General features: G+C 68.1%; 21 protein-coding genes. 11 read left to right on the top strand and 10 right to left on the bottom strand.

Annotated elements, in window-relative coordinates; all coding sequences use genetic code 11:
- Positions 1-14: 14 nt before the first annotated feature.
- Entirely contained in the window at positions 15-1,262 is a 1,248-nt protein-coding gene (locus tag WS57_RS05320; protein ID WP_069243840.1) for a multidrug effflux MFS transporter, read from the bottom strand.
- Positions 1,263-1,569: 307 nt separating this feature from the next.
- Here WS57_RS05320 and WS57_RS05315 point away from each other — a divergent pair, with 307 nt between their 5' ends.
- The 3 genes from WS57_RS05315 to WS57_RS05305 all read left to right on the top strand — a co-directional run bounded on the left by WS57_RS05315 (position 1,570) and on the right by WS57_RS05305 (position 3,986).
- The gene (locus WS57_RS05315) at positions 1,570-2,115 is read left to right on the top strand and encodes a hypothetical protein (protein ID WP_040131613.1); all 546 of its coding nucleotides are present in this window, start codon (positions 1,570-1,572) and stop codon (positions 2,113-2,115) included.
- A 257-nt stretch (positions 2,116-2,372) separates the two neighbouring features.
- Entirely contained in the window at positions 2,373-3,233 is an 861-nt protein-coding gene (locus WS57_RS05310; RefSeq protein ID WP_059480148.1) for an urea carboxylase-associated family protein, read from the top strand.
- A gap of 78 nt (positions 3,234-3,311) precedes the next feature.
- Entirely contained in the window at positions 3,312-3,986 is a 675-nt protein-coding gene (locus WS57_RS05305) for a GntR family transcriptional regulator (protein WP_040131611.1), read from the top strand.
- 65 nt (positions 3,987-4,051) lie between these two features.
- On the opposite strand, the gene WS57_RS05300 is transcribed toward WS57_RS05305, so the two are convergent.
- From WS57_RS05300 to WS57_RS05280, 5 genes are all read right to left on the bottom strand, one after another.
- Positions 4,052-4,450, bottom strand: a complete 399-nt coding sequence (locus tag WS57_RS05300; RefSeq protein ID WP_009691950.1) for an ectoine synthase — start codon at positions 4,448-4,450, stop codon at positions 4,052-4,054.
- A gap of 61 nt (positions 4,451-4,511) precedes the next feature.
- The gene (locus tag WS57_RS05295) at positions 4,512-5,843 is read right to left on the bottom strand and encodes an amidase family protein (protein WP_069243839.1); all 1,332 of its coding nucleotides are present in this window, start codon (positions 5,841-5,843) and stop codon (positions 4,512-4,514) included.
- Positions 5,844-5,862: 19 nt separating this feature from the next.
- On the bottom strand, positions 5,863-7,365 hold the full coding sequence (locus WS57_RS05290) for an amino acid ABC transporter permease/ATP-binding protein (RefSeq protein ID WP_009690323.1): 1,503 nt from the start codon (positions 7,363-7,365) through the stop codon (positions 5,863-5,865).
- A gap of 93 nt (positions 7,366-7,458) precedes the next feature.
- The gene (locus WS57_RS05285; protein ID WP_069243838.1) at positions 7,459-8,301 is read right to left on the bottom strand and encodes an ABC transporter substrate-binding protein; all 843 of its coding nucleotides are present in this window, start codon (positions 8,299-8,301) and stop codon (positions 7,459-7,461) included.
- Positions 8,302-8,620: 319 nt separating this feature from the next.
- Positions 8,621-9,517, bottom strand: a complete 897-nt coding sequence (locus WS57_RS05280; protein WP_009691406.1) for a glutamate/aspartate ABC transporter substrate-binding protein — start codon at positions 9,515-9,517, stop codon at positions 8,621-8,623.
- A gap of 423 nt (positions 9,518-9,940) precedes the next feature.
- Between WS57_RS05280 and WS57_RS05275 the strand changes: the two genes are divergently transcribed.
- Together WS57_RS05275 and mgtA are read left to right on the top strand one after the other, a co-directional pair.
- Positions 9,941-11,587, top strand: coding sequence for a S8 family peptidase (locus WS57_RS05275; RefSeq protein ID WP_059517375.1), 1,647 nt, complete (start codon positions 9,941-9,943; stop codon positions 11,585-11,587).
- Between the two features lie 672 nt (positions 11,588-12,259).
- The gene (gene mgtA / locus WS57_RS05270; RefSeq protein ID WP_069243837.1) at positions 12,260-15,022 is read left to right on the top strand and encodes a magnesium-translocating P-type ATPase; all 2,763 of its coding nucleotides are present in this window, start codon (positions 12,260-12,262) and stop codon (positions 15,020-15,022) included.
- 92 nt (positions 15,023-15,114) lie between these two features.
- Here the strand turns inward: mgtA and WS57_RS05265 are convergent, their stop codons facing one another.
- Positions 15,115-15,402 carry a transcriptional regulator gene (locus WS57_RS05265; protein ID WP_409070471.1) on the bottom strand — a complete coding sequence of 96 codons (288 nt, stop codon included), beginning with the start codon at positions 15,400-15,402 and terminating at the stop codon, positions 15,115-15,117.
- 84 nt (positions 15,403-15,486) lie between these two features.
- Positions 15,487-16,374, bottom strand: coding sequence for a LysR family transcriptional regulator (locus tag WS57_RS05260; protein ID WP_009695426.1), 888 nt, complete (start codon positions 16,372-16,374; stop codon positions 15,487-15,489).
- 567 nt (positions 16,375-16,941) lie between these two features.
- Here WS57_RS05260 and WS57_RS05250 point away from each other — a divergent pair.
- The 5 genes from WS57_RS05250 (at position 16,942) to WS57_RS05230 (ending at position 21,057) form a co-directional block, all read left to right on the top strand.
- Positions 16,942-18,036, top strand: coding sequence for a serine hydrolase (locus WS57_RS05250; protein WP_069243836.1), 1,095 nt, complete (start codon positions 16,942-16,944; stop codon positions 18,034-18,036).
- 41 nt (positions 18,037-18,077) lie between these two features.
- Positions 18,078-18,326: a DUF7661 family protein gene (locus WS57_RS05245; protein ID WP_009695422.1), complete on the top strand. Its 249-nt coding sequence runs from the start codon at positions 18,078-18,080 to the stop codon at positions 18,324-18,326.
- A 196-nt stretch (positions 18,327-18,522) separates the two neighbouring features.
- On the top strand, positions 18,523-18,966 hold the full coding sequence (locus WS57_RS05240) for a MarR family winged helix-turn-helix transcriptional regulator (RefSeq protein ID WP_009695421.1): 444 nt from the start codon (positions 18,523-18,525) through the stop codon (positions 18,964-18,966).
- Positions 18,967-19,042: 76 nt separating this feature from the next.
- On the top strand, positions 19,043-19,606 hold the full coding sequence (locus tag WS57_RS05235) for an isochorismatase family protein (protein WP_009695420.1): 564 nt from the start codon (positions 19,043-19,045) through the stop codon (positions 19,604-19,606).
- Positions 19,603-21,057, top strand: coding sequence for a DHA2 family efflux MFS transporter permease subunit (locus WS57_RS05230; RefSeq protein ID WP_069243835.1), 1,455 nt, complete (start codon positions 19,603-19,605; stop codon positions 21,055-21,057). Before WS57_RS05235 ends, WS57_RS05230 begins: the two co-directional genes overlap by 4 nt.
- Positions 21,058-21,145: 88 nt before the next feature.
- Here the strand turns inward: WS57_RS05230 and WS57_RS05225 are convergent, their stop codons facing one another.
- A complete protein-coding gene (locus WS57_RS05225) occupies positions 21,146-22,864 on the bottom strand; it encodes a SulP family inorganic anion transporter (protein WP_069243834.1) in 1,719 nt (572 codons plus the stop codon).
- Between the two features lie 209 nt (positions 22,865-23,073).
- Here WS57_RS05225 and WS57_RS05220 point away from each other — a divergent pair, with 209 nt between their 5' ends.
- Positions 23,074-24,333: a mechanosensitive ion channel family protein gene (locus WS57_RS05220; protein ID WP_059604167.1), complete on the top strand. Its 1,260-nt coding sequence runs from the start codon at positions 23,074-23,076 to the stop codon at positions 24,331-24,333.
- Between the two features lie 106 nt (positions 24,334-24,439).
- Here the strand turns inward: WS57_RS05220 and WS57_RS05215 are convergent, their stop codons facing one another.
- On the bottom strand, positions 24,440-25,861 hold the full coding sequence (locus tag WS57_RS05215; protein ID WP_069243833.1) for a PLP-dependent aminotransferase family protein: 1,422 nt from the start codon (positions 25,859-25,861) through the stop codon (positions 24,440-24,442).
- Positions 25,862-25,981 lie beyond the last annotated feature (120 nt).

Genomic DNA, 25,981 nt, shown 5'->3' with positions numbered 1-25,981 from the left:
CTGGCCGCCCGCCCCTACGCCACCTCCCCACTCCCGCACACAACGCTCGCCGCCTGCTGCTGCGTCAGATAACGCAGCAGCTTGGTCACCATCCACACGACGACCAGCGACAGCGCGACGAAGAACACCGCGAGCGGCGTCAGCACCTGCACCGACACGAACCCCGCGAGCCCCATCATCGCCGACGACACGAGCAGCAGCGCACATCCGAGGATCGCGCTCGTCAGGCCCGCGATATGCGGAAACAGCGAATTGCCCTTCGCCATCAGCGTCGGATACATCGCGCCGGCGCAGAAGCCCATCACGAGCACCGGCGTCGCGAGCGTCCATACGCGCAGGCCGACCGTCAGCCCGAGCACCAGCATCGCGAGCGATGCGCCCGCCATCACGCGCGCGCCGATGCGCAGCCGCTGTTCGGCGCTCGGCAGCCGCGGCCCGTGGATCCGGTTCGACAGGCCGCCGAGGAAATACATCAGCCCGATCCCGAGCGCGAGATAGCCGAAGAAGGTCGGCGGCCGGTGCAGCGTGTTCTGCACCATGAACGGCCCGACGATGTTGAACACCAGCAGGATGCTGTAGCACAGCCCCTGCGCGAGGAAGCAGCTCTGGAACACCGGGCTCGACAGCACCTTGCCCGCATTCGCCATCAGCGTGCGCGGTTCGAGATGCACGGGCTGGCGCAGCGTCTCCTTGTAATGCCATAGCAGCGCCCACATCGCCAGCGAATACACGAGCAGGAACACGAGGCAGGAGCGCCAGCCGAACCAGGTCTGCAGATGCGCGCCGATCACCGGCGCGACGATCGGCGCAAGGCCCCACGCGATCGACATGTAGGTGAACGCATGCATCAGCGCCTGCCCGGAGAACGAATCGGTGATGATCGCCTTCGCCAGCAGGTTGGTGGTCGCGATGCCGAAGCCCTGCAGCGCACGCGCAAGCACGAAGGTCTCGAGGTTCGGCGCGCCGAGCGACAGCAGGCAACCGATCGTGTAGATCACGAGGCCGAACGCGAGCACGCGCTTGCGTCCGTACGCGTCGGCGATCGGACCGAAGATCAGCTGGCCGAGCGCGTAGGCCGCCATGTAGCCCGACACGCTCGACTGGATCGCCTGCGGCGTCGTCGCGAACGAACGCGCCATGTCGGGCAGCGCCGGCACGTAGATGTCGATCGCGAGCTGACCGGCGGACGCGAACAGGCAGATCAGGAACAGCAGGAAGCGCGGCGAGTTCGACCCGCGCGCGGAAGTGGATGTGGGATTCATGACGACCGGGAAAAAGGCAGGCGACGTCGCGACCGCGCGCTGTTCGAATGGCGAACGCGCGTGCGCAACGCGTCGAATGGCGTATTGTGCCTGTTGTTGCGCGGTTCGACGCGATTTACCCTGGCGTGGACGAGGTTGAGTGCCGATTGCAGCCGGCGGCGCAGCGCGCCTGCGAAGCGGTGCGGCCAGCCGCCGTTTTTAATCCTGCTTTAAGCCTGCCGCTGCATAGTCGCCAGTGGCTCATTCCGTGAGCCGCACGATGGCTTCAATGTCGATTCGATCAGTATCGTTTGATGGAGATACCAAGATGCGATTCCGTTCGTCCATGGCGGCGGGCGCACTGGCGCTGATGCCGGTGTTCGCGATAGCCGGGCAGGCCGACGCCGCCCCCGCCGCACAGCCGATGTTCGTCAATGTCAACGGGCAGGCCGTGCCCGTGAAAGCCGAGACACGCACGGTGCAGACCGCCGTCGGCCCGATGAAGGTCAGCACGTGGAGCTGGCGCAGCCCGCACGGCGGCGCGAGCTTCGAGATGCAGACCGCCACGTCGTCGGGCGGCATGCCGCCGGAGGCCGCGATGCGGCAGATGCAGGCGGCCCGGTATCAGATGCAGGCCGCCCAGGCGCAGATGATCGCCATGCAGCAGCAGATGATGGCGCTACAGCACATCGCGCTCGCCAACGCGTTCGCGATGCCGATGCCGCAGCCGGTCGGGTTCGCGATGCCGGCGTGGGTCATGCCCGAACCGGTCGTCGTGATCGTGCCGGCCCGGCCGGCAGCACGATCGGCCGCCCCTGCCGTACCGAACGCACCGGCCGTACCGGCCGCACGCGGGCCGGAAATCAAGGCCTGACGCGTTTCGCGTCGCCCGGGCCGCGAGGCTCGCATCGCAACCGCCGGCACATGCCGGCGGTTTTTTTATGGCGCGTCGCGCGCGCTCCCCTCCGTACTTTCCACCCATTGACACGCCTCCCCGGCTTCGCCCTATACTCCCCGCAGCGCCAACAGATTGTTGAACAATCAAACATCGAAATTGACGCCTGACCGGCCACCACAAAGGAGTTCGGCCGGATATCCGCATCTCCCAACCCCGTCCGAGAGCACCGTGCCATGTCGAACTATCCCGCCGCCTACCAGGTCACCAAAGGCTCCGTCCTGAACGTCGACAAGTCCTTTTATTCCGCAATCGCGCAGCGCCAGGACGCGCGCCGGCGCATCGAGTCGCATGTCGTGCCGATCCGCAGTGGGTTCGCGTGGACGGTGCCGGCCGGCCACGTGTTTCGCATCGTCACGCTGGAAGGTCCGCAGGTCGCCGACTTCAACATGTGGAACCTGCACAATCCGCGCGAGCGCATGTGGGCGTCGCGCACGCGCCAGCTGCAGGCCGCGCACGTGACGACCTTCGACCGCCTGTGGTCGACGCTGCCGTATCTGCGCCCGATGGCGACGATCACCGACGACACGCTGGCCGACTACGGCGTCGACAGCGACGGCGGCCGCGTGCACGACCTGCTCGGCACGCGCTGCGATCCGTACGTGAACAAGCTGCTGACCGGCGAGGATTTCCACTTCCACTGCCATTCGAACCTGGTGCGCGCGGTCGCGCCGTACGGGCTGACCGAATTCGACGTGCACGACGTGCTCAACGTGTTCCAGTGCACGGGCCTGAACGACGACGACAAGTACTTCATGAAGGCCTGCCCCGCGAAACCCGGCGACTATCTCGAGTTCTTCGCGGAAATCGACCTGCTGTGCGCGATGTCGACGTGCCCGGGCGGCGACCTGTCGGTGCCGATGTGGGGCCCCGACGCGCGCGATCCGATCGACGTGTGCCGGCCGCTCGGCGTCGAGATCTACGCGCTCGATGCGACGCTGCTCGAAGGCTGGTCGTCGCCGCCCGTCGCGCCGTATCGCGGCCAGCACGGGATGCAGCCGCCGCGCGCCGACTGGCAGCACGACGGGAACGCGTGACAAAGCCCGTAGAATGACGCAACGCCGCCGGCCGGCCACGCCGGCGGCGCACGATCAGGACAGGAGCGAACGAACAGCATGGCAAGCGAAAAAGCGAGAGGACAATCGGTCGCCGACCGGATCAGCCATCAACTGCGCGAGCACATCATCAGCGGCAAGCTGCCGCCCGGCACCGCGCTGATCGAAATGGACCTCGCAGCCGAATACGACACGTCACGCAACTCGCTTCGCGAAGTCCTGCATCAGCTCGGCCGCGAAGGGCTCGTCACGTTCGTGCGGCACAAGGGCGTCGTCGTGCGCACGCTCAATCGCCAGGATGTACGCGATCTTTATGTCGCGCGCCGCACGCTCGAACTGCATGCGCTGAATACGGCCGAACTCGCGCAACCGCCGCTGCTCGAGAAAATGCAGGCGGCGATCCGCGCGGCCGAGCGCGAACTCGCGAAGGAAAACTGGCAGGCGGTCGGCACGCACAGCCTGCGCTTTCACCAGCATATCGTCGCGCTGCAGAAGTCCGCGCTGCTCGACGAATTCTTCCGTACGATCTCCGCGCAGCTGCGTCTCGTGTTCGCGTCCGATCCCGACGAGAAACGCGTGCAGACGCCCGACTGGATCCAGCGCGAATACCAGATCTACGACCTGCTCACGCAAAACCGCCGCAGCGAGGCCGTCACCACGCTCGCGCGCTATCTCGACGATTCCGAGCGGATGCTCGTCGAAGCGATCAGGCGCAGCCAGCGCGACGCAGCCTGAGCGCCGCGTCGGCGGGTGCCCGCATGCCGCACGGGCGCGGCGCGCGGGCCGAGGCTCGCCGTTCTTCAGCTCTCCTCGCCGGCCGGCAGCGCATAGCTGCCGTCCTCGCGGTGCGTCTCGCGCCCGGTCAGCGGCGGGTTGAACACGCAGACGAGATGCAGGTCGCCGCGCGTCGCGCGCAGGATATGCGGATCGTTCAGGTTCAGCGCGTAGATCGTGCCGGGCGCGATGCGATGCACGGTGCCGGTCGCCGTGTCGACGACTTCCCCTTCGCCCGCGACGCAGTAGTTGGTCTCGAAATGGTTCTTGTAGTGCAGATGCAGTTCCGCGCCTTCATGCACGCGCGTCTCGTGAACCGAGTAGCCGACGCCGTCCTGCTTGACGATCATCCGCTTGCTGTCCCAGCCGGGACCGTGCGCGTGGCGTTCGGTATGGGCGATATCGGCCGATCTTACGACAATCATGAGTACCTCTGAGCAATGAAGATGAGAAATGGCAAGGCCGTCCTTGCCGCCGGAAAGCGGATCATTCGGCATCGGCGAACACATGCTCGACCAGCACCGCCGCATCGAGCAGCCGCGTGTCGTCGCCGCGCCGCCCCGTCATCAACAGGCCGATCGGCCGCTTGCGCCGCCGCTCGGCCGGCACGCTGATGCTCGGCAGGTCGAGCCGGTTCGCGAATTCGGTCAACCGGAACGCGCGCGCGTTCTGCGCGAGATACACGGCTTCGTCGGCGAGGTCGGCGATGCGCGGCGGCAGCATCGGCACCGTCGGCGTCAGCACCGCGTCCGCGTCGCCGAGCGCCGCGTCGTACGCGCGGGCCAGCTCATTCAGCCGCAGCAAGGCCGCCGCGTAGTCGTGCGCGCGCACCTGCTCGCCCGCCGCGATGCGCGGGCCGACGAGCGGATCGTAGCGATCCGCGTCCGTTGCGAGCCGCGCGCGATGCAGCATGAACGCCTCGGCCGCGATGATGCCGCCCGCGCGCGCCGCCGCGCCGGCCTCGGCCGCGCAGTCGAGCCGCTTGCGCTCGATTCGTGCGCCGTGCGCGGACAGCCGCGACAGCCACGCGTCGAACGCCTGCGCGACCTCGGGATCGACGTCGTCGGTCGCGAATCGCTCGGGAACGATGAAATGCAGGTCCCTCACGACAGCCGGCGCCGGCCGGCGCTCCGTTCGGCCGTGCAGCGCCGCGTCGACCCGCCGGCACAGACCGGCGGTCGCGGCCAGCAGGCCGGGCACGTCGAAGCTGGTCGACAGGAAACGCATGCCGGCATCCGCATAGCGTCCGCGCGACGGCTTGAAACCGGCCACGCCGCAGAACGCCGCCGGAATGCGCGCCGACCCGCTCGTATCCGAGCCGAGCGACAGGTCGGCCGCGCCGAGCGCCACCGATACCGCCGCGCCCGAACTCGATCCGCCGGCCACGCGCTCGCGCCGCGCATCGAGCGGCGTCGCGGGCGTGCCGTATGCCCGGTTTACGCCGAGCGCGCCGTACGCGAACTCGGTCATCGCGGTCTGCGCGACCAGCACCGCTCCCGCACGGCGCAGCGCCGCCACCAGCGCTGCATCGGCCGACGCGGGCGGCGCATCGGCCAGCACGCGCGAGCCGGCATGCGTGACCCAGCCCTCGCAGTCGAAGCAGGCCTTGACCGTCAGCGCGAGGCCTGCGAGCGGTGCCGGGCGGCCCGTCGCGGCATCCCATGCGCGCGCGTCGGCCAGCGCCGCCGCGTCGCGGCGCGCGGGCCATGCGAGACCGATGTCGTCGGGATGCGCATCGGCGCGCGCGAGACAAGCCCGCACCCGGTCGATGCAGGCGTGTTCGTCCATCTCGCGCGGCGAGCAAGCGGTCGCGTTCATTCGTCCTCCCCGTCGCGCATCATGCGAAGTGAACATGGCGCAGGAAATCCTTCACGCGCGCGTCGGCGCTGCCGCGAATCCGCTCGGGCGGCACGTCGTAGAGGATCCGGCCGTTTTCCATGAAGACGATCCGGTCCGACACCTTGAACGCGAAGTTCATCTCGTGCGTGACGATGATCATCGTCATGCCCTCCTTCGCCAACGTCTCGACCACCTTCAGCACTTCGCCGACGAGCTCCGGATCCAGCGCCGACGTCGGTTCGTCGAACAGCATGATCGACGGCCGCGTGGCCAGCGCACGCGCGATCGCGACGCGCTGCTGCTGGCCGCCCGACAACTGATGCGGATACTTGTTCGCATGCTCGAGCATTCCGACCTTCGACAGCAGCGCCAGCGCCTGCAGCCGGATCGCGTCGGTATCGGCCTGCCGGTGATAGCACGGCGCCATCATCACGTTCTGCAGCGCGGTGCGATGCGGGAACAGGTTGAAGCTCTGGAACACCATGCCGATGTCGAGAATGCGATCGTGCGGCACGCGCGGCGGATGCGAGCCCGCCGCGCGAATGAACGGCGCGCCGTACAGGTCGATCTCGCCCGCGTTCACCGGCGCGAGCCCGTTGATGGTGCGGATCAGCGAGGTCTTGCCCGAACCCGACGGGCCGATGATCGACACGACCTGGCCGGGCGCGACGTCGAGATGGATGTCCTTCAGCACTTCGTGACGGCCGTAGCGCTGCTGCACGCCCTTGATCCGCAGTGCGAACTCGGCGTTCGCGCGCGGGCGCGGCGCGACAGCCGGCGCCGACTGCGGCAGCGTGACGCTCGCGGGCCCGGCCTGCGCCGGCGTGCGGCGGCTGACGTCGAGATGCCGTTCGAGATAGGCGAGCAGGCGGCTGAACACCGTGACGATCAGCACGTAATAGAACGCGACGGCCAGCATCGTTTCGAACACGAGGAAATTCTGCGTGTACAGCCGCTGTCCGACGAGCAGGATCTCGGCGAGCGAGATCACCGACACCAGCGAGGTCAGCTTCACGATCGTGATGAACTCGTTCGCGAGCGCCGGCAGCGCGATGCGGATCGCCTGCGGCATCACGATCATCCGCTGGATCCCGGTGAAGCGGATGCCGAGCGCGCGGCCGGCCTCGAGCTGACCGCGCGGCACCGACAGGATCCCGCCGCGATGGATCTCCGCGAAATACGCGGTCTCGCTCAGTACCATCGCGATCAGGCCGGCCGTGAACGGGTCGGACAGCACCGCGCTGGTCGCCGGAAACACCTGCGGCAGGTTGTAGATGAACACGAGCAGCACGAGCAGCGGCAGGCTGCGAAAGAACCAGATGTACACGGCCGCGACCCGTTTCAGCGCCGCGTGATGCGACTGCCTCGCCAGCGCGACCGGAAAGCCGAGCAGCACGCCAAGCAGCCACGCGGACACGCTGAGCTTGACCACGACGACGCAGGCGCGCCAGAAATCCTTGTCCCACAACAGCTGCAACGCGTAGTGCCAGTCGAACTGCATCGAAGACTCCTCAACCGGAATGATGAAGCGGCCGCGCGGCGCGCATCGGGCTAACCCGCGCATCGGCGCGGTGCAGTCGTCACGTCGTCGCGATTACTTCGCAGTACCGAGTGCTGTCGCGACGTCGGCCTGCGTCGGTTCCTGCAATCCGTATTTCTTCACGAGGCTGCCGTACTCGCCGCTGCGCTTCGCATCGTCGAGCGCGCCTTCCAGCGCGTGCTGCAATCCGCCATCGCCCTTGGTCACGCCCAGCCCGATCACGATCGGATACAGCAGCGCGGTCGAGCTGAGCTCGATGCGTCCGTTCGTCTGCTTCGGAATGCCCTGCGCGACGGCCGCGTCCTCGATCTGCACGTCGACCGCCTTCGACATCAGTGCGGACGTCGCTTCCGGCGAGGTCGGGAACTCGAGGATCGCGATTTCGCCGCGCCCGGCCGCCTTGCACGCGCCGTCCGACACCGCGCGCAGCTTCGGCGTCCACGATGCGCCCTTGATCGTGCCGACCCGCTTGCCGCACAGGTCCTGCGGCGCTTTCGGCCAATACGCGCTGCCCTTCGCGACCAGCAGCGACGCGCCCGTCTTCAGGTACGGCACGAAGTCGACCTGCTTCACGCGGTCGGGCGTCACATACAGCGCCGAGGCGACGACGTCGAAGCGGCGCGCCTTCATCCCGAGGATCAGGTCGGGGAAGCGCGTGTCGAGAAACACCGGGTCGAGCTTCAGGTGGCTCGCCAGCATGCGCGAGAACTCGGCGTCGAAGCCGGCCGGCTTGCCGCCGTCGAGATACGCATAGGGCGGATAGGTGAGATCGGAGCCGATCAGCAGCGTGCCCGGCTTCACCGTCTGCAACGGCGCAGCAGACGCGAGCGAGCATGCACAAGCCAGCGGCACGAGCGCGCCGCGGATGAAACGTCGAAGCGAAGACTGACCGGACATGGCGTGGCTCCTGAGGTTTTTCGGCACTCGCGCGGAAAACCCGCAACGGCTCCCGCGCGCCGCTGCATGCGGCTTCGCGAGATTTTCGACCGAAAATTGTTGAACAATTTCGGCCGATTCTGACCAGTTCAAATTGAAATCTGAATCCGGGTTTACGCGGGAATTTACGTGAAGGGCTGGGCGCGATCGCATGCGGGACGCGGTTTTCGGGGAACAAAAAAAACGGCGATCCGGGTGGATCGCCGATGCGGTGCGGGTACGCCGTCCAACGGCGCGATGTGGCCAGTGCGAAGGGACAGACGGCGAGTGGCGGTTTTCGTCAGTACTGCGCCTGGTCGGTCGGATTCCTGAACAGCTGCTTCATCTCCGGCGACAGCGGATAGTTGAGGCTCACACCCTTCGGCGGAATCGGCTGCATGAACCAGCGGTCGTACAGCTTCTCCGCGTCGCCCGAGGTCTGCATCTTCGCGATCACGCCGTCGACGACGTGCTTGAACGCCGGATCGTCCCTGCGCATCATGCATGCATAGTTTTCGTGCACGAGCGGCGTGCCCGTCACCGTGTAGGCGCCCGGATTGCGGTCCTTCGCGATCTCGCCGTACAGCAGCGGCTCGTCCATCACGAACGCGACCGCGCGTCCCGTCGTGACGTTCATGAACGCTTCGGCATGGTCCTTCGCGCTGATGATCGTCATGTTCATTCCCTTCTCCTCGTTCAGCTTGCGCAGCAGGCGCTCGTCCGACGTGCCGGCCGTCGTCGCGACGGTCTTGCCCGCGAGATCCGCGAAGTCCTTCACGCCCGAATCCTTGCGTGTGCTGAAACGAATGCCATAGAGGAAGATGCTGTTCGAGAACGCCGCCTGTTTCTGCCGTTCGAGCGTGTTGGTCGTCGATCCGCATTCGAAGTCGATCGTGCCGTTCTGCAGCAGCGGGATCCGGTTCTGCGACGTGATCGGAATCTCCTTCACCGCGAGGCCCGGCAGGTTCAGTTCGGTCTTCAGCTGCTCGATGATGCGCGCCGCGATGTCGCGCGAATAGCCGATGTTCTTCTGCTGATTGTCCGAATACGAGAACGGCACCGACGATTCGCGGATGCCCAGCGACACGACGCCCGTGTCCTTGATCTTCTTCAGCGTGCCGGTGAGCGCCTGCGCGTGCGCGGCGCCCGCCAGCGCGCAGGACAGCGCGACTGCCAGCCAACGAATGCGGCGATCCATGCTTTTCTCCTGAAGAAACGTTGATCGAATCGCGATCCTACGCCCGACAAAATTCGCGTCGCATCAGGGAAAGCGTAAGGAACCTTCCCCCCCCCCTCGCCCGCGCGCCGCGCTTTTCCGTACCGCGAAAACGCCTGCGCGCCGCGCGTCTCGCCCGACGGGCCGCATGCGCCCGCAGGCGCCCGTCTGTGCCAGTCGTTCCATACGCGCGTTCATGCTGCATCGCGGCGGCGTAATCGTTTGCGCGACCCGGTTTATTTCTCCGTCGATCCCCTCAAGAAGGCGTCGCGGCGGCCGTTACCCACAGCATGGCGCGTCGCAGCAAGCGCGCCGCTACCGTCAGACAAAAACGACCGGGGCCGGTCTCGGCCGGCCCCGCGCCTCCGCCGGCACGACGACTATCTACGAGGATTGAACTCCACCATGAGCGCCAAACGTTTCAACTTCGCCTCGGCCCGCGCCCGCCATGCGCACATGCTCGCCGGCGTGCTGTCCGCCGCCGTCCTGCTGCCGCTCGCCGGCTGCGGCGGCGGAGGCGGCGACGGCAGCAGCCCGTCTTCGTCCAACGCCTCTCCCGCGCCGACGCCGTCGCCGGCGCCGACGACCCCGACGACACCGCCCGCCTCGTCGAGCAGCAATGCGTGCGCGACACAGCAGGCGGCCGTGCAGATGGCTGCGCAGACCGTCGCGCCGACCGAACCGCCGATCGATCACCTGATCGTCAGGCTGAAGACGTCGACCGCCACGCACGCGATGGCGGCCGTCGACACCGCATCGCGATTCGACGCGGTGATCCAGCGCTCGATGACGCGCTGGAGCGCGCCGACCGCGACCGCGCGCGCATACGCGAGCGGCGTCGCGCCCGCGGCGCTGAACGTGCAGGTCGAGCGCACCGTCTCGAACGGCGCGGCCGTGCTGTCGCTCGGCCAGCGCATCGCGGCCACCGACGCGACCGCGCTCGCGCAGGCATTCGCGGCCGACGCCGACGTCGACTACGCGGAACCGGATCATCCGATGAAGGTGCGCGACACGCCGAGCGATCCCGACTACAGCCAGCAGTGGTATCTGTTCGACCCGACCGCCGGCATCGACATGCCGCCCGCATGGAACCTCACCAAGGGTTCGCCGGCCGTCGTCACGGCCGTGCTCGACACCGGCTATCGCCCGCACGCCGACCTCAGGGCCAACCTGCTGCCGGGCTACAGCTTCATCTCCAGCGCGAGTACCAGCAACAACAGCCTGACGCGCGGCCCCGACGCGACCGACCCGGGCGACTGGGTCACGCAGCAGGAAATCGACAATCCGAGCGGACCGTTCTATCACTGCGCGGCCGAGCCGAATGCCAGCACCTGGCACGGCACGCGCGTGATGGGCGTGGTCGGCGCCAACGCCAACAACGGCACCGGCATCGCCGGCGTGTCGTGGCTCGGCCGGATCCTGCCGGTGCGCGTGCTCGGCAAGTGCGGCGGCACCACCAGCGACATCGCCGACGCGATGCGCTGGGCGGCCGGCATTCCCGTGAACGGCGTGCCGAACAATCCGACGCCCGCGAAGGTCATCAACCTGAGTCTCGGCGGCGTCGGCGCATGCAGCACGACGTTCCAGCAGGCGATCGACGACGTAACCGCGAAGGGCGTGACCGTGGTCGTCGCGGCCGGCAACGACGGCCTGTCGACCGGACAGGACCAGCCCGCGAACTGCCGCGGCGTGATCAGCGTCGGCGCCACCGACGCGACCGGCCGGCGCGCATCGTTCAGCAACTTCGGCACCGACGTGTCGCTCAGCGCGCCGGGCGTCAACATCCTGTCGACGTCGAACGCGGGCACGACGACGCCCGGCGCCGACACCTACGACACCGACAACGGCACGAGCTTCGCGACGCCGCAGGTGTCGGGTGTCGTCGCGCTGATGCTCGCGATGAACGGCAACCTCACGCCTGCGCAAATCCAGCAGAAGCTGCAAGGCGGCACGCGCGCGGCGAAACTGGCGGCCGGCACCGCATGCACCGCACTGCCGGCAGGCTCGGGCATCCTCGACGCCGGTTCGGCGGTCGCGTCGGCGTCGCAGTAACGCGAAGCGCAGTAAGTACTGCCGCGCGTACGTCGACCGGCGTGCGCGCGGCGGCTCGGCACCACGCCGGGCGCATCAAGCGAAGCCGCACCGACAAAAGGCTTGACGCTTCGCACGACGAGCCCTTACCATCGCCCCCGTCTGATTATCTGGAGTGTTCTGTGAACACCGATGCGAGTTGTAGTTGGTGCTCGACCAACTTGACTGCTGCCTGAGGAAAACGCGCAGAGCCTCGTCTTCTGCCGCATCCCGGGAAGCAGGATGCGGCGTCCTTTCGGCCTGAACAGGCCGGATTCCCGCCGAATTTTCGATATTGCCGAACGACACGCGATGGCCTTCGTGCGCGTGCGTTCGTGCTGCGCGCAGCGCTGGCTGCGTGCATGTTCCGTTCGCGTGCCGTCCGGCCGCGCGCCGCGTTGCGCGCGCCGTCTGCCCGCGCCGTCGACCCGCAACCGACAGGAGTACCGATGAACCCAGACGACAGTAGTCGATTACCGCTCGCCGGTGCGACGCTGCGCATCGATCGCCCGACCGCACGGCGCGCGCCGGCGAGCCCGCCCAACTTCACCGATCCACAGCCGATCGCGCGCGACGCGACGCGGCGGGATGCGCGCATGCGTCGATAGCGTCGCGGCCGCTCCCGCCCGCCGACTCGCGCGCCAGGAGCGACCCATGACACAACGAAATACTTCGCACAAGAAACAGCGCGGCTTCATCAAGACCGGCGCCGGGCAGCAGCACGAACCGCGCCTGATGCGCGCCGCCCAGGAAGCCGCCCGCCCGCTCGACGACACGCTGAAATCGCTGCACACCAGCACGCGCGGCCTCACCTGCGAGCAGGCCGCCGACCGCCTGCTGCGCGACGGCCCGAACGAGATCGCACACGACAAGCCGCCGCACTGGTCGCGCCAGCTGCTGATGTCGTTCCACAACCCGTTCGTCTACGTGCTGCTGGTGCTGGCCGCGATCAGCTTCTGCACCGACGTCTACTTTGCAGCGCCCGACGATCGCGACTACGTCGGCATGACGATCCTGCTGACGATGGTCACGATCAGCGCACTGCTGCGCTTCGTGCAGGAATTCCGCTCGCTGCGCGCGGCCGAGAAGCTGAAGGCGATGGTCCGCACCACGGCCACCGTGCAGCGCGCGGTGACCGACACGGCCGAGCCGGCGCGCCGCGAGGTGCCGATGCGCGAGGTCGTGGCCGGCGACATCGTGCATCTGTCGGCCGGCGACATGATCCCCGCCGACGTGCGCCTGCTGTCGTCGCGCGACCTGTTCATCAGCCAGGCCGTGCTGACCGGCGAAGCGCTGCCCGTCGAGAAGTACGACACGCTCGGCGCGGTCGCCGGCAAATCCGCGAGCACGCGCGCGGCCGGCGCGGCGAACGACGCATCGGCTTCGCTGCTCGATCTCGAGAACGTGTGCTTCATGGGCACCAACGTCGTCAGCGGCACCGCGACGGCCGTCGTCGTCGCGACGGGCGAGGACACCTACTTCGGCTCGCTCGCGCGCAACGTCGTGAGCCACAAGCGCATCGAGACGAGTTTCGATCGCGGCGTGTCGAGCGTGAGCTGGCTGCTGATCCGGTTCATGTTCGTGATGGTGCCGGTCGTGTTCCTGATCAACGGGCTGACCAAGGGCGACTGGCTGAGTGCGCTCACGTTCGCGCTCGCGGTGGCCGTCGGCCTCACGCCCGAGATGCTGCCGATGATCGTCAGCGCGAACCTCGCGCGCGGCGCGGTCGCGATGGCGCGCCGCAAGGTCGTCGTCAAGCGGCTGAACTCGGTGCAGAACTTCGGCGCGATGGACGTGCTGTGCACCGACAAGACCGGCACGCTGACGCAGGACCGGATCATCCTCGAACACCATCTCGACCTGTCCGGCCACCGGAACGAGGAGATCATGCGCCTCGGCTGGCTGAACAGCTTCCACCAGAGCGGCCAGAAGAACCTGATCGACATCGCGATCGTCGCGCGCGCCGACGAGATCGGCGAGCGCGCGAAGCCGCACGGCTACCGAAAGATCGACGAACTGCCGTTCGACTTCGTGCGGCGCCGCCTGTCGGTCGTCGTCGAGGATGCGCGCGGCGCGCACCTGCTGATCTGCAAGGGCGCGGTCGAGGAAATGCTGGCGGTGTCCACGCACGTGCAGGACGAGGACGGCGTGCGCCCGCTCGACTTCGTCGCGCGCAAACGGCTGCTCGAACAGGCGAACGCGTACAACGAGGACGGCTTCCGCGTGCTCGTGCTCGCGACGCGCACGATCGCGCGCGGCGACGAACGCGAGCAGTACCGCACCGCCGACGAGCGCGACCTCGTCGTGCGCGGCTTCCTGACCTTCCTCGATCCGCCGAAGGAATCGGCCGCGCCGGCGCTCGCCGCGCTGCGCGAGAACGGTGTCGCGGTGAAGGTGCTGACGGGCGACAACCCGACCGTCACGATCAAGGTCTGCCGCCAGGTCGGCCTCGAACCGGGCAAGCCGATGCTCGGCACGGAAATCGAGGCGCTCGACGACGCAACGCTCGCGCGGGTCGTCGAGCGCACGACCGTGTTCGCGAAGCTCACGCCGCTGCAGAAGGCGCGCATCGTCAAGGCGCTGCAGGCGAACGGCCACACGGTCGGCTTCCTCGGCGACGGCATCAACGACGCGCCCGCGCTGCGCGACGCCGACGTCGGCATCTCGGTCGACAGCGGCGCCGACATCGCCAAGGAAACCGCCGACATCATCCTGCTCGAAAAGAGCCTGATGGTGCTCGAGGAAGGCGTGATCAAGGGCCGCGAGACGTTCGGCAACATCCTCAAGTACCTGAACATGACCGCGAGCTCGAACTTCGGCAACGTGTTCTCGGTGCTGGTCGCCAGCGCGTTCCTGCCGTGGGAGCCGATGCTCGCGACGCAGCTGCTGGTCTTGAACCTGATCTACGACACGTCGCAGATGCTGCTGCCGTGGGACCGGATGGACCCCGAGTTCCTGAAGCAGCCGCGCAAGTGGGAAGCCGGCAACATCGGCCGCTTCATGCTGTGGGTCGGGCCGACGTCGTCGGTCTTCGACATCACGACGTACCTGCTGATGTGGTCGGCGTTCGGCGCGGGCGCGCTGTATCACCTGCACGGCGGCTCGGGCGGCCAGATCGTGATGAATTCGGGCTGGTTCATCGAGAGCCTCGTGTCGCAGACGCTCGTCGTGCACCTGCTGCGCACGCAGAAGATCCCGTTCCTGCAGAGCACGGCGTCGCTGCCGGTGCTGCTGTCGACGTTCACGGCGATCGCGATCGGCTGCTGGCTGCCGTTCTCGCCGTTCGCGGACGCGCTCGGCTTCATGCACCTGCCGGGCAGCTACTGGCTGTGGCTCGGCGCGACGATGGTCGGCTACATCCTGCTCGCGCAGATCGTCAAGACGATCTACGTGCGCCGCTACCGGCAGTGGTTCTGAGCCTCTGGCGATGACGGCCGTCACCGCGCAACAGTGACGCGCCGGCATCGCGCATCGAAGCATCGACGGGTCGCCTCGGCGGCCCGTTTCCTTCAGCGGGCGTCGTTCGCGCCGAACAATTGCGCGCACACCGCGCACCCTTCGTCGGTCAGCGCGGCGCTGCCGGTGCCGTCCTCGTTCAATGTCGTCGCGGTGAGGCCGGCCGCGTCGAGCTGCGTCAGCACGCGGCGCAGCGTGCTCATCGGCAGCTGCGCGCGCTTCGCGATCTTCGGCAGCGACCACGGCTTGCCGGCCGGATCGCTCGCGGCGTCGTTCAGGGTCGCGAGCGTCGCGACGAGCGCGGGGTCGAGCGGGGATTGGTCGGATTCGGGAGTCGTCATGGCTTCGGGTTTCGGCAGGACCGGGACATCGTCCGGCATGCGACCGCGCACCGTGCGCCGGTCGCGGACACTATACCGCGTCGTTCACGCGCGCCTGCCTGGCGCTTTCAGCGCGGCGCGCATGAACGTCACGAAACGCGTCGTGACCGGATCGTCGCGGCCGGACAGCCACGCGAGCCCCACGCGCCATTTCGCCTCCTTGCCGCCGAGCGGCAGCACCGTCGCATCGCGCAGCAGGTATTGCGCACGCGACGGGATGAATGCGACGCCGACGCCGGCCGCGACCGAGGTCAGCACCGACTGCACATCCTCGGCCTGCTGCGTCACGTGCGGCACGAACCGGCGCTCGACGCACCAGCGGTCGATCTGCGCGGCAAGGCCCGGGCCGCGTGCGCGCTGCAGTGCGATGAAGCCGAGCGCGTTGAGCGTATCGAGATCGGCCGGCACGCGCGTGAGGCCCAGATGCGGCGGCACCGCCAGCGCCAGCCCTTCGTCGATCACCTTGAACGACGACAGCCCGTCGTCGGACGGCAGGCGCAGGAAACCGGCCTCGAGCTTGCCCGCGCGCAGCCGGCGCGTCTGCTCGGCGGACGACAGGTCGCTCAGCGTGACCGCGATGCCCGGATTCAGCCGGCGAAACTCCGCGACGAGCCGCGGCACCAGCGTCAGCACCGACAGGCAGATGCCGAGCCGCAGATGCCCGCGCTGGCCGCTGGTCGCTTCGCGTGCGCGCGCCAGGATCTCGTCCGCGTCGCGCACCAGCGCCTGCGCATCGGGCAGGAAGCGCTCGCCGAACGGCGTCAGTTCCGCGCCATGCCGCCCGCGCTCGAACAGCTTGCCGCCGAGGCTCGCTTCGAGTGCGCCGATCTGCTTGCTCAGCGCCGGCTGGCTCATGTGCAGCGCATCGGCCGCCCGGCTGAAATGGCACAGCTCGGTGACGGTCAGAAACGTTCTCAGCAGCTTCAGTTCCATTCTCGAAGGGAATCGAAACGACCGAAATATTCATTTTACTGATTGAATTGCATGACGTTCAATACGGGCATGCCCTTTCCGGAACCGCCCGCCATGTCGCTGGATCCCGTATGTGAATGCCCGACCGAGACATCGTGCGCCGCCGTCGCGGCGACCGATACGCCTGCGCCAAAACGCCGCACCGAACGCGCAGGGCGTGTCGACGGCCGCCACCGCTTCCGCTTCGGCGACGCGATCGACGCTATGAACGACGCGCCGCCACGCCCCGTCACCGGTTCGATCGCGATCAGCTTCGCGGTCGTGTCGCGGCGGAACTGGCCGCGCTGAAGCCGGCCGCGCGATCGCCCCGCGATCGCGTCGCACTCCTCCGCATCGCGCGGGCGTTGGCCCGCATTGCGCCGCCCGCCTCATCCGCACGACAGTAAAAACGCCCGAAATCCGCGAAATATCGCATCTTTTCCCGCTTTCCATCGTCATCGCCGCGCGATCGACCGTATAATTTTCCGCACCCCCTGACCGCTCAACCATGCCACGCTGCCTCGTCGCGCGTGAAAAGGAGACTTTCGCTTGACCGGCCTCATCGCGCGCCTGACTCTCGCCCGGACCACCCTGCTCGTCGCGTTGTCGATCCTGATGCTCGCGTTCGCGACGAATGCATCGTCCGCGCAACGCCACCCGCCCCAGCGCGCCGCGCATGCCGAGCCGCATGCGAAGGCGGCCAAGAAAACCGTCAAGAAAAAGCCTGCCCAGCGCAAGAAAAAAGCCGTCAAGCATCGCCGCCCGCGCGTGAAGCACCATGCCGTCAAGCGCCACGCGGCGCCGGCGCCGCAGCAGCGTCGCGCGAAGCGCACGACGGCGGCCCGCCCCCATCCCGCCACGAAACCGCGCCTGCTCGCGAGCTGCGGCTACAACCCGCGTGCGGTCAGGTCGCTCCATTCGCGCGCCACTTACGTGCTCGACGTCGATTCCGGCACGCCGCTGCTGGCCCGGAACTCGCGCACGGTGCGGCCGATCGCATCGATCTCGAAACTGATGACGGCGGTCGTCGCGCGCGATGCCGATCGGCCGCTGAACGGCGTGCTGCGCGTCACCGCGCACGATCGCGACACGATCAAGTTCACCGGTTCGCGCCTGCAGGTCGGCTCGGAACTGTCGCGCCGCGACATGTTCCATATCGCGCTGATGTCGTCGGAGAATCGCGCGGCCGCCGCGCTGAGCCGCGACTATCCGGGCGGCCGCACCGCGTTCGTCAAGGCGATGAATCGCGAGGCACGCCGGCTCGGCATGCGCCACACGCATTTCAGGGAGCCGACCGGGCTGTCGCCGCACAACGTGTCGACGGCCGAGGATCTCGCGCGGCTCGTCGGCGCGGCCGCCCAGGATCCGCTGATCCGCTACTTCTCGACCGACACGTCCACCACCGTGCGCCCCGGCGACGGCGAGCTGCTGTATGTGAATTCCGATCCGCTGGTCCGCTATCGCCGCCTGCCGATCCGCCTGCAGAAAACCGGCTTCATCAACGAATCGGGTCACGGCGTCGTGATGCGCATGCGCGTGAAGGGTCGCCGCACGACCGTCGTGCTGCTCGGCGCACCGACGCGCGCCGGCGTCTCGAGCGATGCGATCAAGATACATCGCTGGCTGGCCTGCTCGATCCAGTAAGCGCGCAGACGGCCGGCACATTCATCTTCGGGAGCAATGCGATGCCGGACGAATACCGCTTCAACGCATTCGGACGCCGTCTCGCCGTCGTCCGCCGAAACGACCGCTGGGCCGTGTTCGATCTCGGCGTCGAAGGCAAGCGGCGGCCGGCCGACCTGCATATCCCGTCCACGCTCGCCGCCGAAGAACTCGCGCAGTATCTCGGCGACTTGCTGCATGAAGCCGCCACGCCGAGAAACAGCGAGGTCGTGCCGCTCGCGCCGCCCGATCGCGGCAGCGAATCCTGCTGAACGCGACGCGCGCGCCGCCCGCTGCCGCTGCAATCGTCGACGGGTCGGCGTCTGTCCGCCGCCCGTCGCCCCGACCGATTCAATCGCTGAGCCGGCCTGTCCACCCCATGCTTTCGTGGCGAAACGCATCCGTCTCCGCCACCCAACTCGACAGTTAAACTTGCAAGTTTAACTGTCTTATCCTAAGATCCGCTCCATGAACGCCGCCCGCAAACCGAACCTCGCCGCCGACGCCGTCGCCACCGACCTGGCCCTCGCCGTCGGCCAACTGATCCGCCGGCTGCGCTCCGAAGTCGCGTCCGACGGGCTCGGCATGTCGCAGACGAGCGCGCTCGCGCGGCTCGAATCGAACGGCCCGATGACGACCGCCGATCTCGCCCGCGCCGAGTCGATGAAGCCGCAATCGATGAAGGCGATCCTCGCGAGCCTCGAAGAGGAAGGTCTCGTCGAGCGCGAGCCGCATCCGACCGACGGTCGCCAGATCCTGTTCCTGCTGACCGCGGCCGGCCTCGAGGCGCGCCGCAAGCGCAGCGCCGCGAAGCACCGCTGGCTCGGCGCCGCGATCGAGAAGCTCGATCCCGAAGAAATCCGCACGCTCGCCGCCGCGATCCCGCTGATCCGGCGAATCGGCGACAAGTGAGTCCGGCGCGCCGCAACGCCGCCGCATCCGTGCGCGCGCCCTTCCCGTCCACCGTCCCTTCCATGGAGTCCCCATCATGAGCGCAACCCGTCTCGACACGAATACGGCGCTGGTCGTCATCGACCTGCAGAAAGGCATCGTCGCACTGCCCACCACGCATCCGGTCGGCGGCGTGATCGAGCGCACCCGCGAACTGCTCGACGCATTCCGCAGCCGCGACCTGCCGGTCGTGCTCGTCAACGTCGCGGGCGGCGCACCGGGCCGCACGCAGCAGTCGGTTCGCCTCGACGCGCTGCCGCCCGACTGGACCGAACTCATCGCCGAACTGGGCCAGCAGCCCGGCGACCATCTGGTCACGAAAAAGACCTGGGGCGCATTCACCGGCACCGATCTCGACGCACACCTGAAGGCGGCCGGCGTCACGCAGATCGTGCTGGCCGGCGTCGCGACGAGCATCGGCGTCGAATCGACCGCGCGGCACGCGCACGAACTCGGCTACAACGTGACGCTCGCCGTCGATGCGATGACCGACCTCAACGCGGACGCCCACGCGAACAGCGTCGAGCGCGTGTTCCCGCGCCTCGGCGAGACGGGTTCGGCGGGGGACATCGTCGCGCTGCTCGACCGGCGCGGCGCGTGAGCGACGAACGTTCGCGACCCGCACCGGCCCGCGCGATGGGCCGGCTCGACCCGTCGATCTGGAAGGTCAGCGCGGTCGCGATGCTCGGCTCGCTGCTGTCGCAGCTCGACGCGACGATCGTCAACGTGTCGCTGTCGAGCCTCGCGACGGATCTGCACACGAGCCTCTCGACGATCCAGTGGGTGACGAGCGGCTACCTGCTCGCGCTCACGCTGGTGCTGCCGCTGAGCGGCTGGCTCGTCGACCGGATCGGCGCGAAGGCGCTGTACCTGTGGTGTTTCTCCGCGTTCACGCTGACGTCCGCGCTGTGCGGGCTCGCGTGGTCCGCGCCGTCGCTGATTGCATTTCGCGTGTTGCAGGGCATGAGCGGCGGACTGCTCGCGCCGATGGCGCAGATGATGATCGCGCGCGTCGCGGGCCAGCAGATGGCGCGCGTGATCGGCTACGCGGCCGTGCCCGTGCTGCTCGCGCCGATCCTCGGTCCGGTCGTCGCCGGCGCGATCCTCCAGCACACGTCGTGGCGCTGGCTGTTTCTCGTAAACCTGCCGGTCGGCGTTCTGGCGCTCGCGCTGGCCGCCTGGTTCCTGCCCGGCGATCGCGAAGAGACGCAGCGGCGCGAGCTCGACTGGATCGGGCTGTCGCTGTTGTCGCCTGGGCTCGTGCTGTTCCTGTACGGCGTCGAGCGCATCGACAAGGCGTCCGGCATCGCGGCGCTCGCAGGCGCGGCGCTGCTGCTGGCGACTTTCCTGCGCGTCGAAACGCGCAAGGGCGATCGGGCGCTGCTCGATCTCGCGCTGTTTCGCCGCAAGGTGTTCGGCGCGGCGGCCTCGACGCAGTTCCTGTCGAACGGTGCGCTGTTCGCCGGCCAGATGCTGATCCCGGTGTTCCTGATCCAGGCGTGCGGCCGCTCGCCCGGCGAGATGGGCTGGCTGCTCGCGCCGATGGGCCTCGGCATGCTCGTCACCTATCCGTCGATGGGCGCGCTGACGGGCCGCTTCGGCGTGCGGCGGGTCGCTGCCGCCGGCGCGCTGCTCGCGCTGGTCGCGACGCTGCCGTTCGCGTATCTGGCGCTGCACGGCTACGATCCCGTCGTGCTGGTGCCCGCGCTGTTCCTGCGCGGGATGGGACAGAGCGAGATCGGCGCACCGTCGATTACCGCCGCTTATGCATCGGTCGAACGCCGCGACCTGCCGATGGCGACCACGTCGCTCAATATCGTGCAGCGCCTCGGCGGCCCGACGTTTACGACGCTCTGCACGCTGTTTCTCGCATGGCGGCTGCAGGCCGATCACGCAGCGGGCGGCAGCGCGCACGGGACCGCTTATGCCTGGGCGTTCGGCCTGCTGTGCATGCTGCACGCGTCGAGTTTCGTTACCGCGCTTCGCTTGCCGTTGTGGTCGGCCGGCGCGGGCGGGCGTCGCGCGGCACCGGCGTCAAGCGGCTCGCGCTGAACGCGCCGGCCGCGCCGCAACCGAACTGGCCCGTCACCTGCGCAACGGCTTCGCGCGCCTGCGCGCGGCCGCCTAGCGCCGCTACGCGCTACACGACGCCCGGCTCCTGCGGCGCGGACTTCACGCCGGCAGCCTCCAGCGCCTGGTGCAGCGTCGGGAAGATGCACGATGCGCCGACGACGTCGGTGATGCGGTGACGATCCATGTCCGCATGCAGGTAGCGGTTGACGCGCCCGAACAGCACGCCGATGCGCCGCGCATGCAGGCCGCGGACGAGATCGGTCAGCGTCCGCGCGGCCGAATAGTCGAGATCGGTGATTGCGCCCGCGTCGACGATGAACCAGCGCAGCGGTTCCGGCGCCGCGTCGACGAGTTCGCTGACCTCGGCCGCAAACCGGTGGTCGTTCGCGAAGAACAGGTCGGAGCCGAACCGGTAGACGATCAGCCCGGGCGCGGTCATCGCGCCGGGCCGCGCGGGCACCGGCAGCCAGCGTCCGTTGCCGGCGGCGGGCTCGAGCACCATCGTATGCGGCTGGTAGCTGTGGCGCACATGCCGCATCAGCGACAGCGCGACCGCGAGCAGAATGCCGTGCTCGACGCCGACCGTCACGACGGCCGTGGCCGTCACGAGTGCGAGCGTGAATTCGCCGGGGCTTTCGCTACGGATCGCGGCGAGGCTGCGCACGTTGATCAGCCCCAGCGCGATCGTCAACACGATGCCGGCCAGCACCGCGTGCGGCAGATACTGCAGCATCGGGCTCAGGAACAGCAGCACGATCGCCACGACGGCCGCGAACGCGAGATGTCCGACCTGGCTGCGCACGCCCGCGCCGTCGGCCATCGCGGTCTGCGTCGGGCTGCCGTTGACGACGAACGCGCCGCCGACCGCGGCCGCCGCATTCGCGGCCGCGAGCCCGAGGATGTCGGCATTGGTGTCGACGTCCTCGCCGTACTGCTGCGCGAACACGCGCGCCGCCGCCGCGCTTTGCGCAATGATCATCACGAAGCACGACGCGGCGACCGGCACCAGATCGAGAAACTGCTGCCACGTGACGGACGGCCAGCGCAACGGCGGCAGCCCGCCCGCGACGGGGCCGAGCACGGCAATGCCGTGCGCGGAAAAGCCGAATGCATGGCTCGCCGCGATGCTGCCCGCGACCGCGATCATCGGCATCGGAAAGCGCGGCACGAAGCGCTTGCAGGCGAGGATCGCGACGACCACGAGCGCGGCGAGCGCGAAGGTCGGCCGATGCAGCTGCGCGAGATGCGTGACGACATAGTCGAATTGCGCGACGCTGCGCGAAGCCGGATACGGCACGGCCAGCCCGAGCATGTCGCCGAGCATCGCGATCGACACCTGTACGCCGACGCCCGCGAGAAACCCCACCAGCACCGTGCGCGACAGGAAATCGGCAAGAAAGCCGAGCTTGAAGAGGCGCGCGAGCAGCAGCATCGCGGCGGTCAGCAGTGCGACCATGCCGGCCAGCGCCGCATAGTCGGCGCTGCCGGCCGGCGCCATCGACGACAGGCGGCTCGCGAAAATGGTCGCGGTCGCCGAATCGGCGGCGACCACCAGGTGACGCGACGCGCCGAACACGGCGAACGCAACGAGCGGCAGGAACACCGTGTAAAGGCCCGTGACGGCCGGCATCCCGGCAATGCGCGCATAGCCGAGCACTTGCGGAATGTCCATCGACGCGAGAGAGAAGCCCGCAAAGATGTCGCGAATCGCCGCCGCGCGGCGGACCGGGAGAATCCCTTTCAGCAGGCGTATGCCTGGCGACGGGCGGGTACTGGAATCGGGCATGCGTGGTGAAGAGCGGCGAAGTCGTTCGCGCATCGTGCCCCGGGCAGGCATCGGATGGCAAGTGCGGCCGTCCATCGCGGCCGGCCCGACGTCGCTGCACGCACCCGGAACCCGATGGCACAATCGTGGTCCCTTTCAGATGCCCTTCATCGGGCACGCGCCGCATCGCGGCGCCGATTCAACGCACAAGAAGGATCCCGCCTGCCCTTATGACCCTGCACGAAACCTGGTTTGCGCCGCTCGTCGGCACCCTCGTCCTGCTCGCCGCCGCCGGCGCCGTCACCGCGGCCGTCCATTTCCTGCTGTTTCGCGTCGTCGCGCGGCTCGCGCGGCTGTCGGCCACGCGCGTCGACGACGCGCTGTTCGAGTTCGGCGCGTTCAAATGGCTGAACCGCATCGTCCCGTTCGTCGTGATCAAGCTCGGGCTCGGCGCGGTGCCCGGCATTCCGGACGCCGCCGCGCTGGCCGCCGACAAGGTGCTGTTCGCGCTGATCGTGTTCCTCGTCACGATGACGATCAGCGCCACGCTGTCCGCGCTGGAGCACACCTACCGCGCGAGCCGGCGCGACCAGCCGCGCCTGTCGCTGAAAGGCGCGATGCAGCTCGTCAAGCTCGTGATGTTCATCACCGCCGCGCTGGTCGTGATCGGCGACGCGACCGGCAAGCAGATCGGCCTGCTGCTGTCGGGCATCGGCGCGATGTCGGCGGTGCTGATGCTGATCTTCAAGGACACGCTGCTCGGCCTCGTGGCGGGCGTGCAGCTGTCGTCGAACGACATGCTGCGGATCGGCGACTGGATCACGATGCCGTCGGCCGGCGCGGACGGCACCGTGATCGACATCACGCTGAACACCGTCAAGGTCGCGAACTTCGATCACACGATCATCACCGTGCCGACCTGGAAGCTGATCACCGAGAGCTACCAGAACTGGCGCGGGATGACCGAAGCGGGCGGCCGCCGCATCAAGCGCGCACTGTTCATCGACGCGACCAGCGTGCGCTTTCTCGGCAACGACGAGATCGAACGGCTCGAACGCCTGACGCTGCTGAAGGATTACCTCGAGGACAAGGTCGACGCGATCACGCAATGGAACGGCGCGCTTGGCAGCGCCGGCGATTGTCCGGCCAATCGCCGTCAGCTGACGAACCTCGGCACGTTCCGCGCGTACGTCGCGAACTATTTGCAGTGGCATCCGCGGATCCGCCGCGACATGACCTGCATGGCGCGGCAACTGCCGCTCACCGCCGAGGGCATTCCGCTCGAACTGTACTGCTTTACCGACACGACGACGTGGGTCGACTACGAGACCATCCAGGCCGACCTGTTCGACCATCTGATCGCGGTGCTGCCGGAGTTCGGGCTGCGCGTGTACCAGCATCCGTCGGGGTTCGACATGCGGCAGATGACGGCTGCGGTGCCGCGTGCGGATGCGGCGCGGCTCGAGGCGCAAGGCGCGCACGCGAAGTAATTCGTGGCGGGGTGCGGAAGGCGTTGCATGACGATCCGCATCGAGCGCGGGTACGCAGCGGATCGCGTTGAGGCGGGGCAAGACGATTCATCGGCCACGGCCCCCCTCACCCGCCCGCACACTCCACCGCGAGCCGCCCCAGCACCTTCAGCGCATCCTCGATCTGCCGCGACCACGGATAGCTGTAGTTGAGCCGGATGAAGTGCCGGTAATCGCCGCTCGCCGAGAACATGTGCCCGGGCCCGACCGTGATCCGCTGCGCGAGCGCGAGCCCGTACAGCTTCATCGCGTCGACCTGCCGCGGCAGCTCGACCCACAGCACGTAGCCGCCCTGCGGCTGCGACAGCCGCGTGCCCTCCGGAAAGAACCGCCGCACCATCGCGCTCATCAGGCTCGCCTGCTGCGCATACTGCTTGCGCATCCGTCGCAGATGGAAATCGTAGCCGTCGTGCTTCAGATACTCCGCGATCGCCAGTTGCTCGATCGCCGGCGTCGCGAGCGTGTTCAGGAATTTCAGCTTCTCGACCTGGTCGCGATAGCGCCCCGGCATCGCCCAGCCGATCCGGTAGCGCGGCGACAGGCTCTTCGTGAACGACGCGCAGTGCAGCACCAGCCCGTCGCGGTCGAACGATTTCAGCGCGCTCGGCGTCGCCTCGCCGTAGTGCAGCTCGTGATAGACGTCGCTCTCGATCGCCGGCACGCCATGCTTCGCGAGCAGTTCGACGAGCGCGCGCTTGCGCGCATCGGACATCTGGAAGCCGAGCGGATTCTGGAAGTTCGGCATCACCATGCACGCGGCGATGCGCTCGCGTTCGAGGATCCGTTCGAGCGCATCGAGATCGATGCCGTCGACCGGATGCGTCGCGACTTCGAGCGCGCGCATGCCCAGCCGCTCGATCGCGTGCAGCATCGCATAGAACGTCGGCGATTCGACCGCGATCGTGTCGCCCGGCTTCGCGACGGCCTGCAGGCACAGGTTGATCGCCTCGGTCGCGCCGATCGTCATCACGATCTCGCCGGGCTCGACCGCGATCCCGCGCTCCGCGTAGCGGCGCGCGATCTGGCGGATCAGTTCGAGGTTGCCGGGCGGCAGGTCGTCGATCACGCCCCAGCGCGTGCGGCGGCGCCCGATTGTCTGTGCATAGCGCGCGAGCTTCTGCACCGGAAACTGCGACGCATCGGGATACGGCGAACCGAGCGGCACCGCGTCGTCGCGCGCGATCGAGCGCAGCGTCGACAGCACGAGCCGGCTCACGTCCACCGCCGACGGCTCGGCGGCCGGCGCCGACGCGTGCAGTTCGGCCCCGGCCGGCTCCGCCGTCCGCGCGCGCACGAAATAGCCGGACTGCGGCCGGCTTTCGATCAGGCCGCGACTTTCCAGCACGAGATACGCGCGCAGCACGGTCGTCACGCTGAGCTGCTGCTGCCGGCTCGCCTGACGCACCGACGGAATCCGCTCGCCGGGCCGGTACACGCCGCGCTCGATCTGCGCGTGAAGCTCGTCGGCCAGTTGTTCGTAACGCTTCACCCGCCTCCCCTTCAAATACCTTTCAGCAACACAGTTGCGATCCGCACTGTGCAAGTTGGCGAAACTGTACTCTTTTTTGAAGTGAACAGGTGTACACACAGCCGCCGGGGCGCCCCACGT

It is taken from the genome of Burkholderia pseudomultivorans (genome assembly GCF_001718415.1).
Lineage (GTDB): Bacteria > Pseudomonadota > Gammaproteobacteria > Burkholderiales > Burkholderiaceae > Burkholderia > Burkholderia pseudomultivorans_A.
The sequence above is the reverse complement of the archived record's forward strand: the minus strand, read 5'-3'. Positions and strand labels throughout refer to the sequence as shown.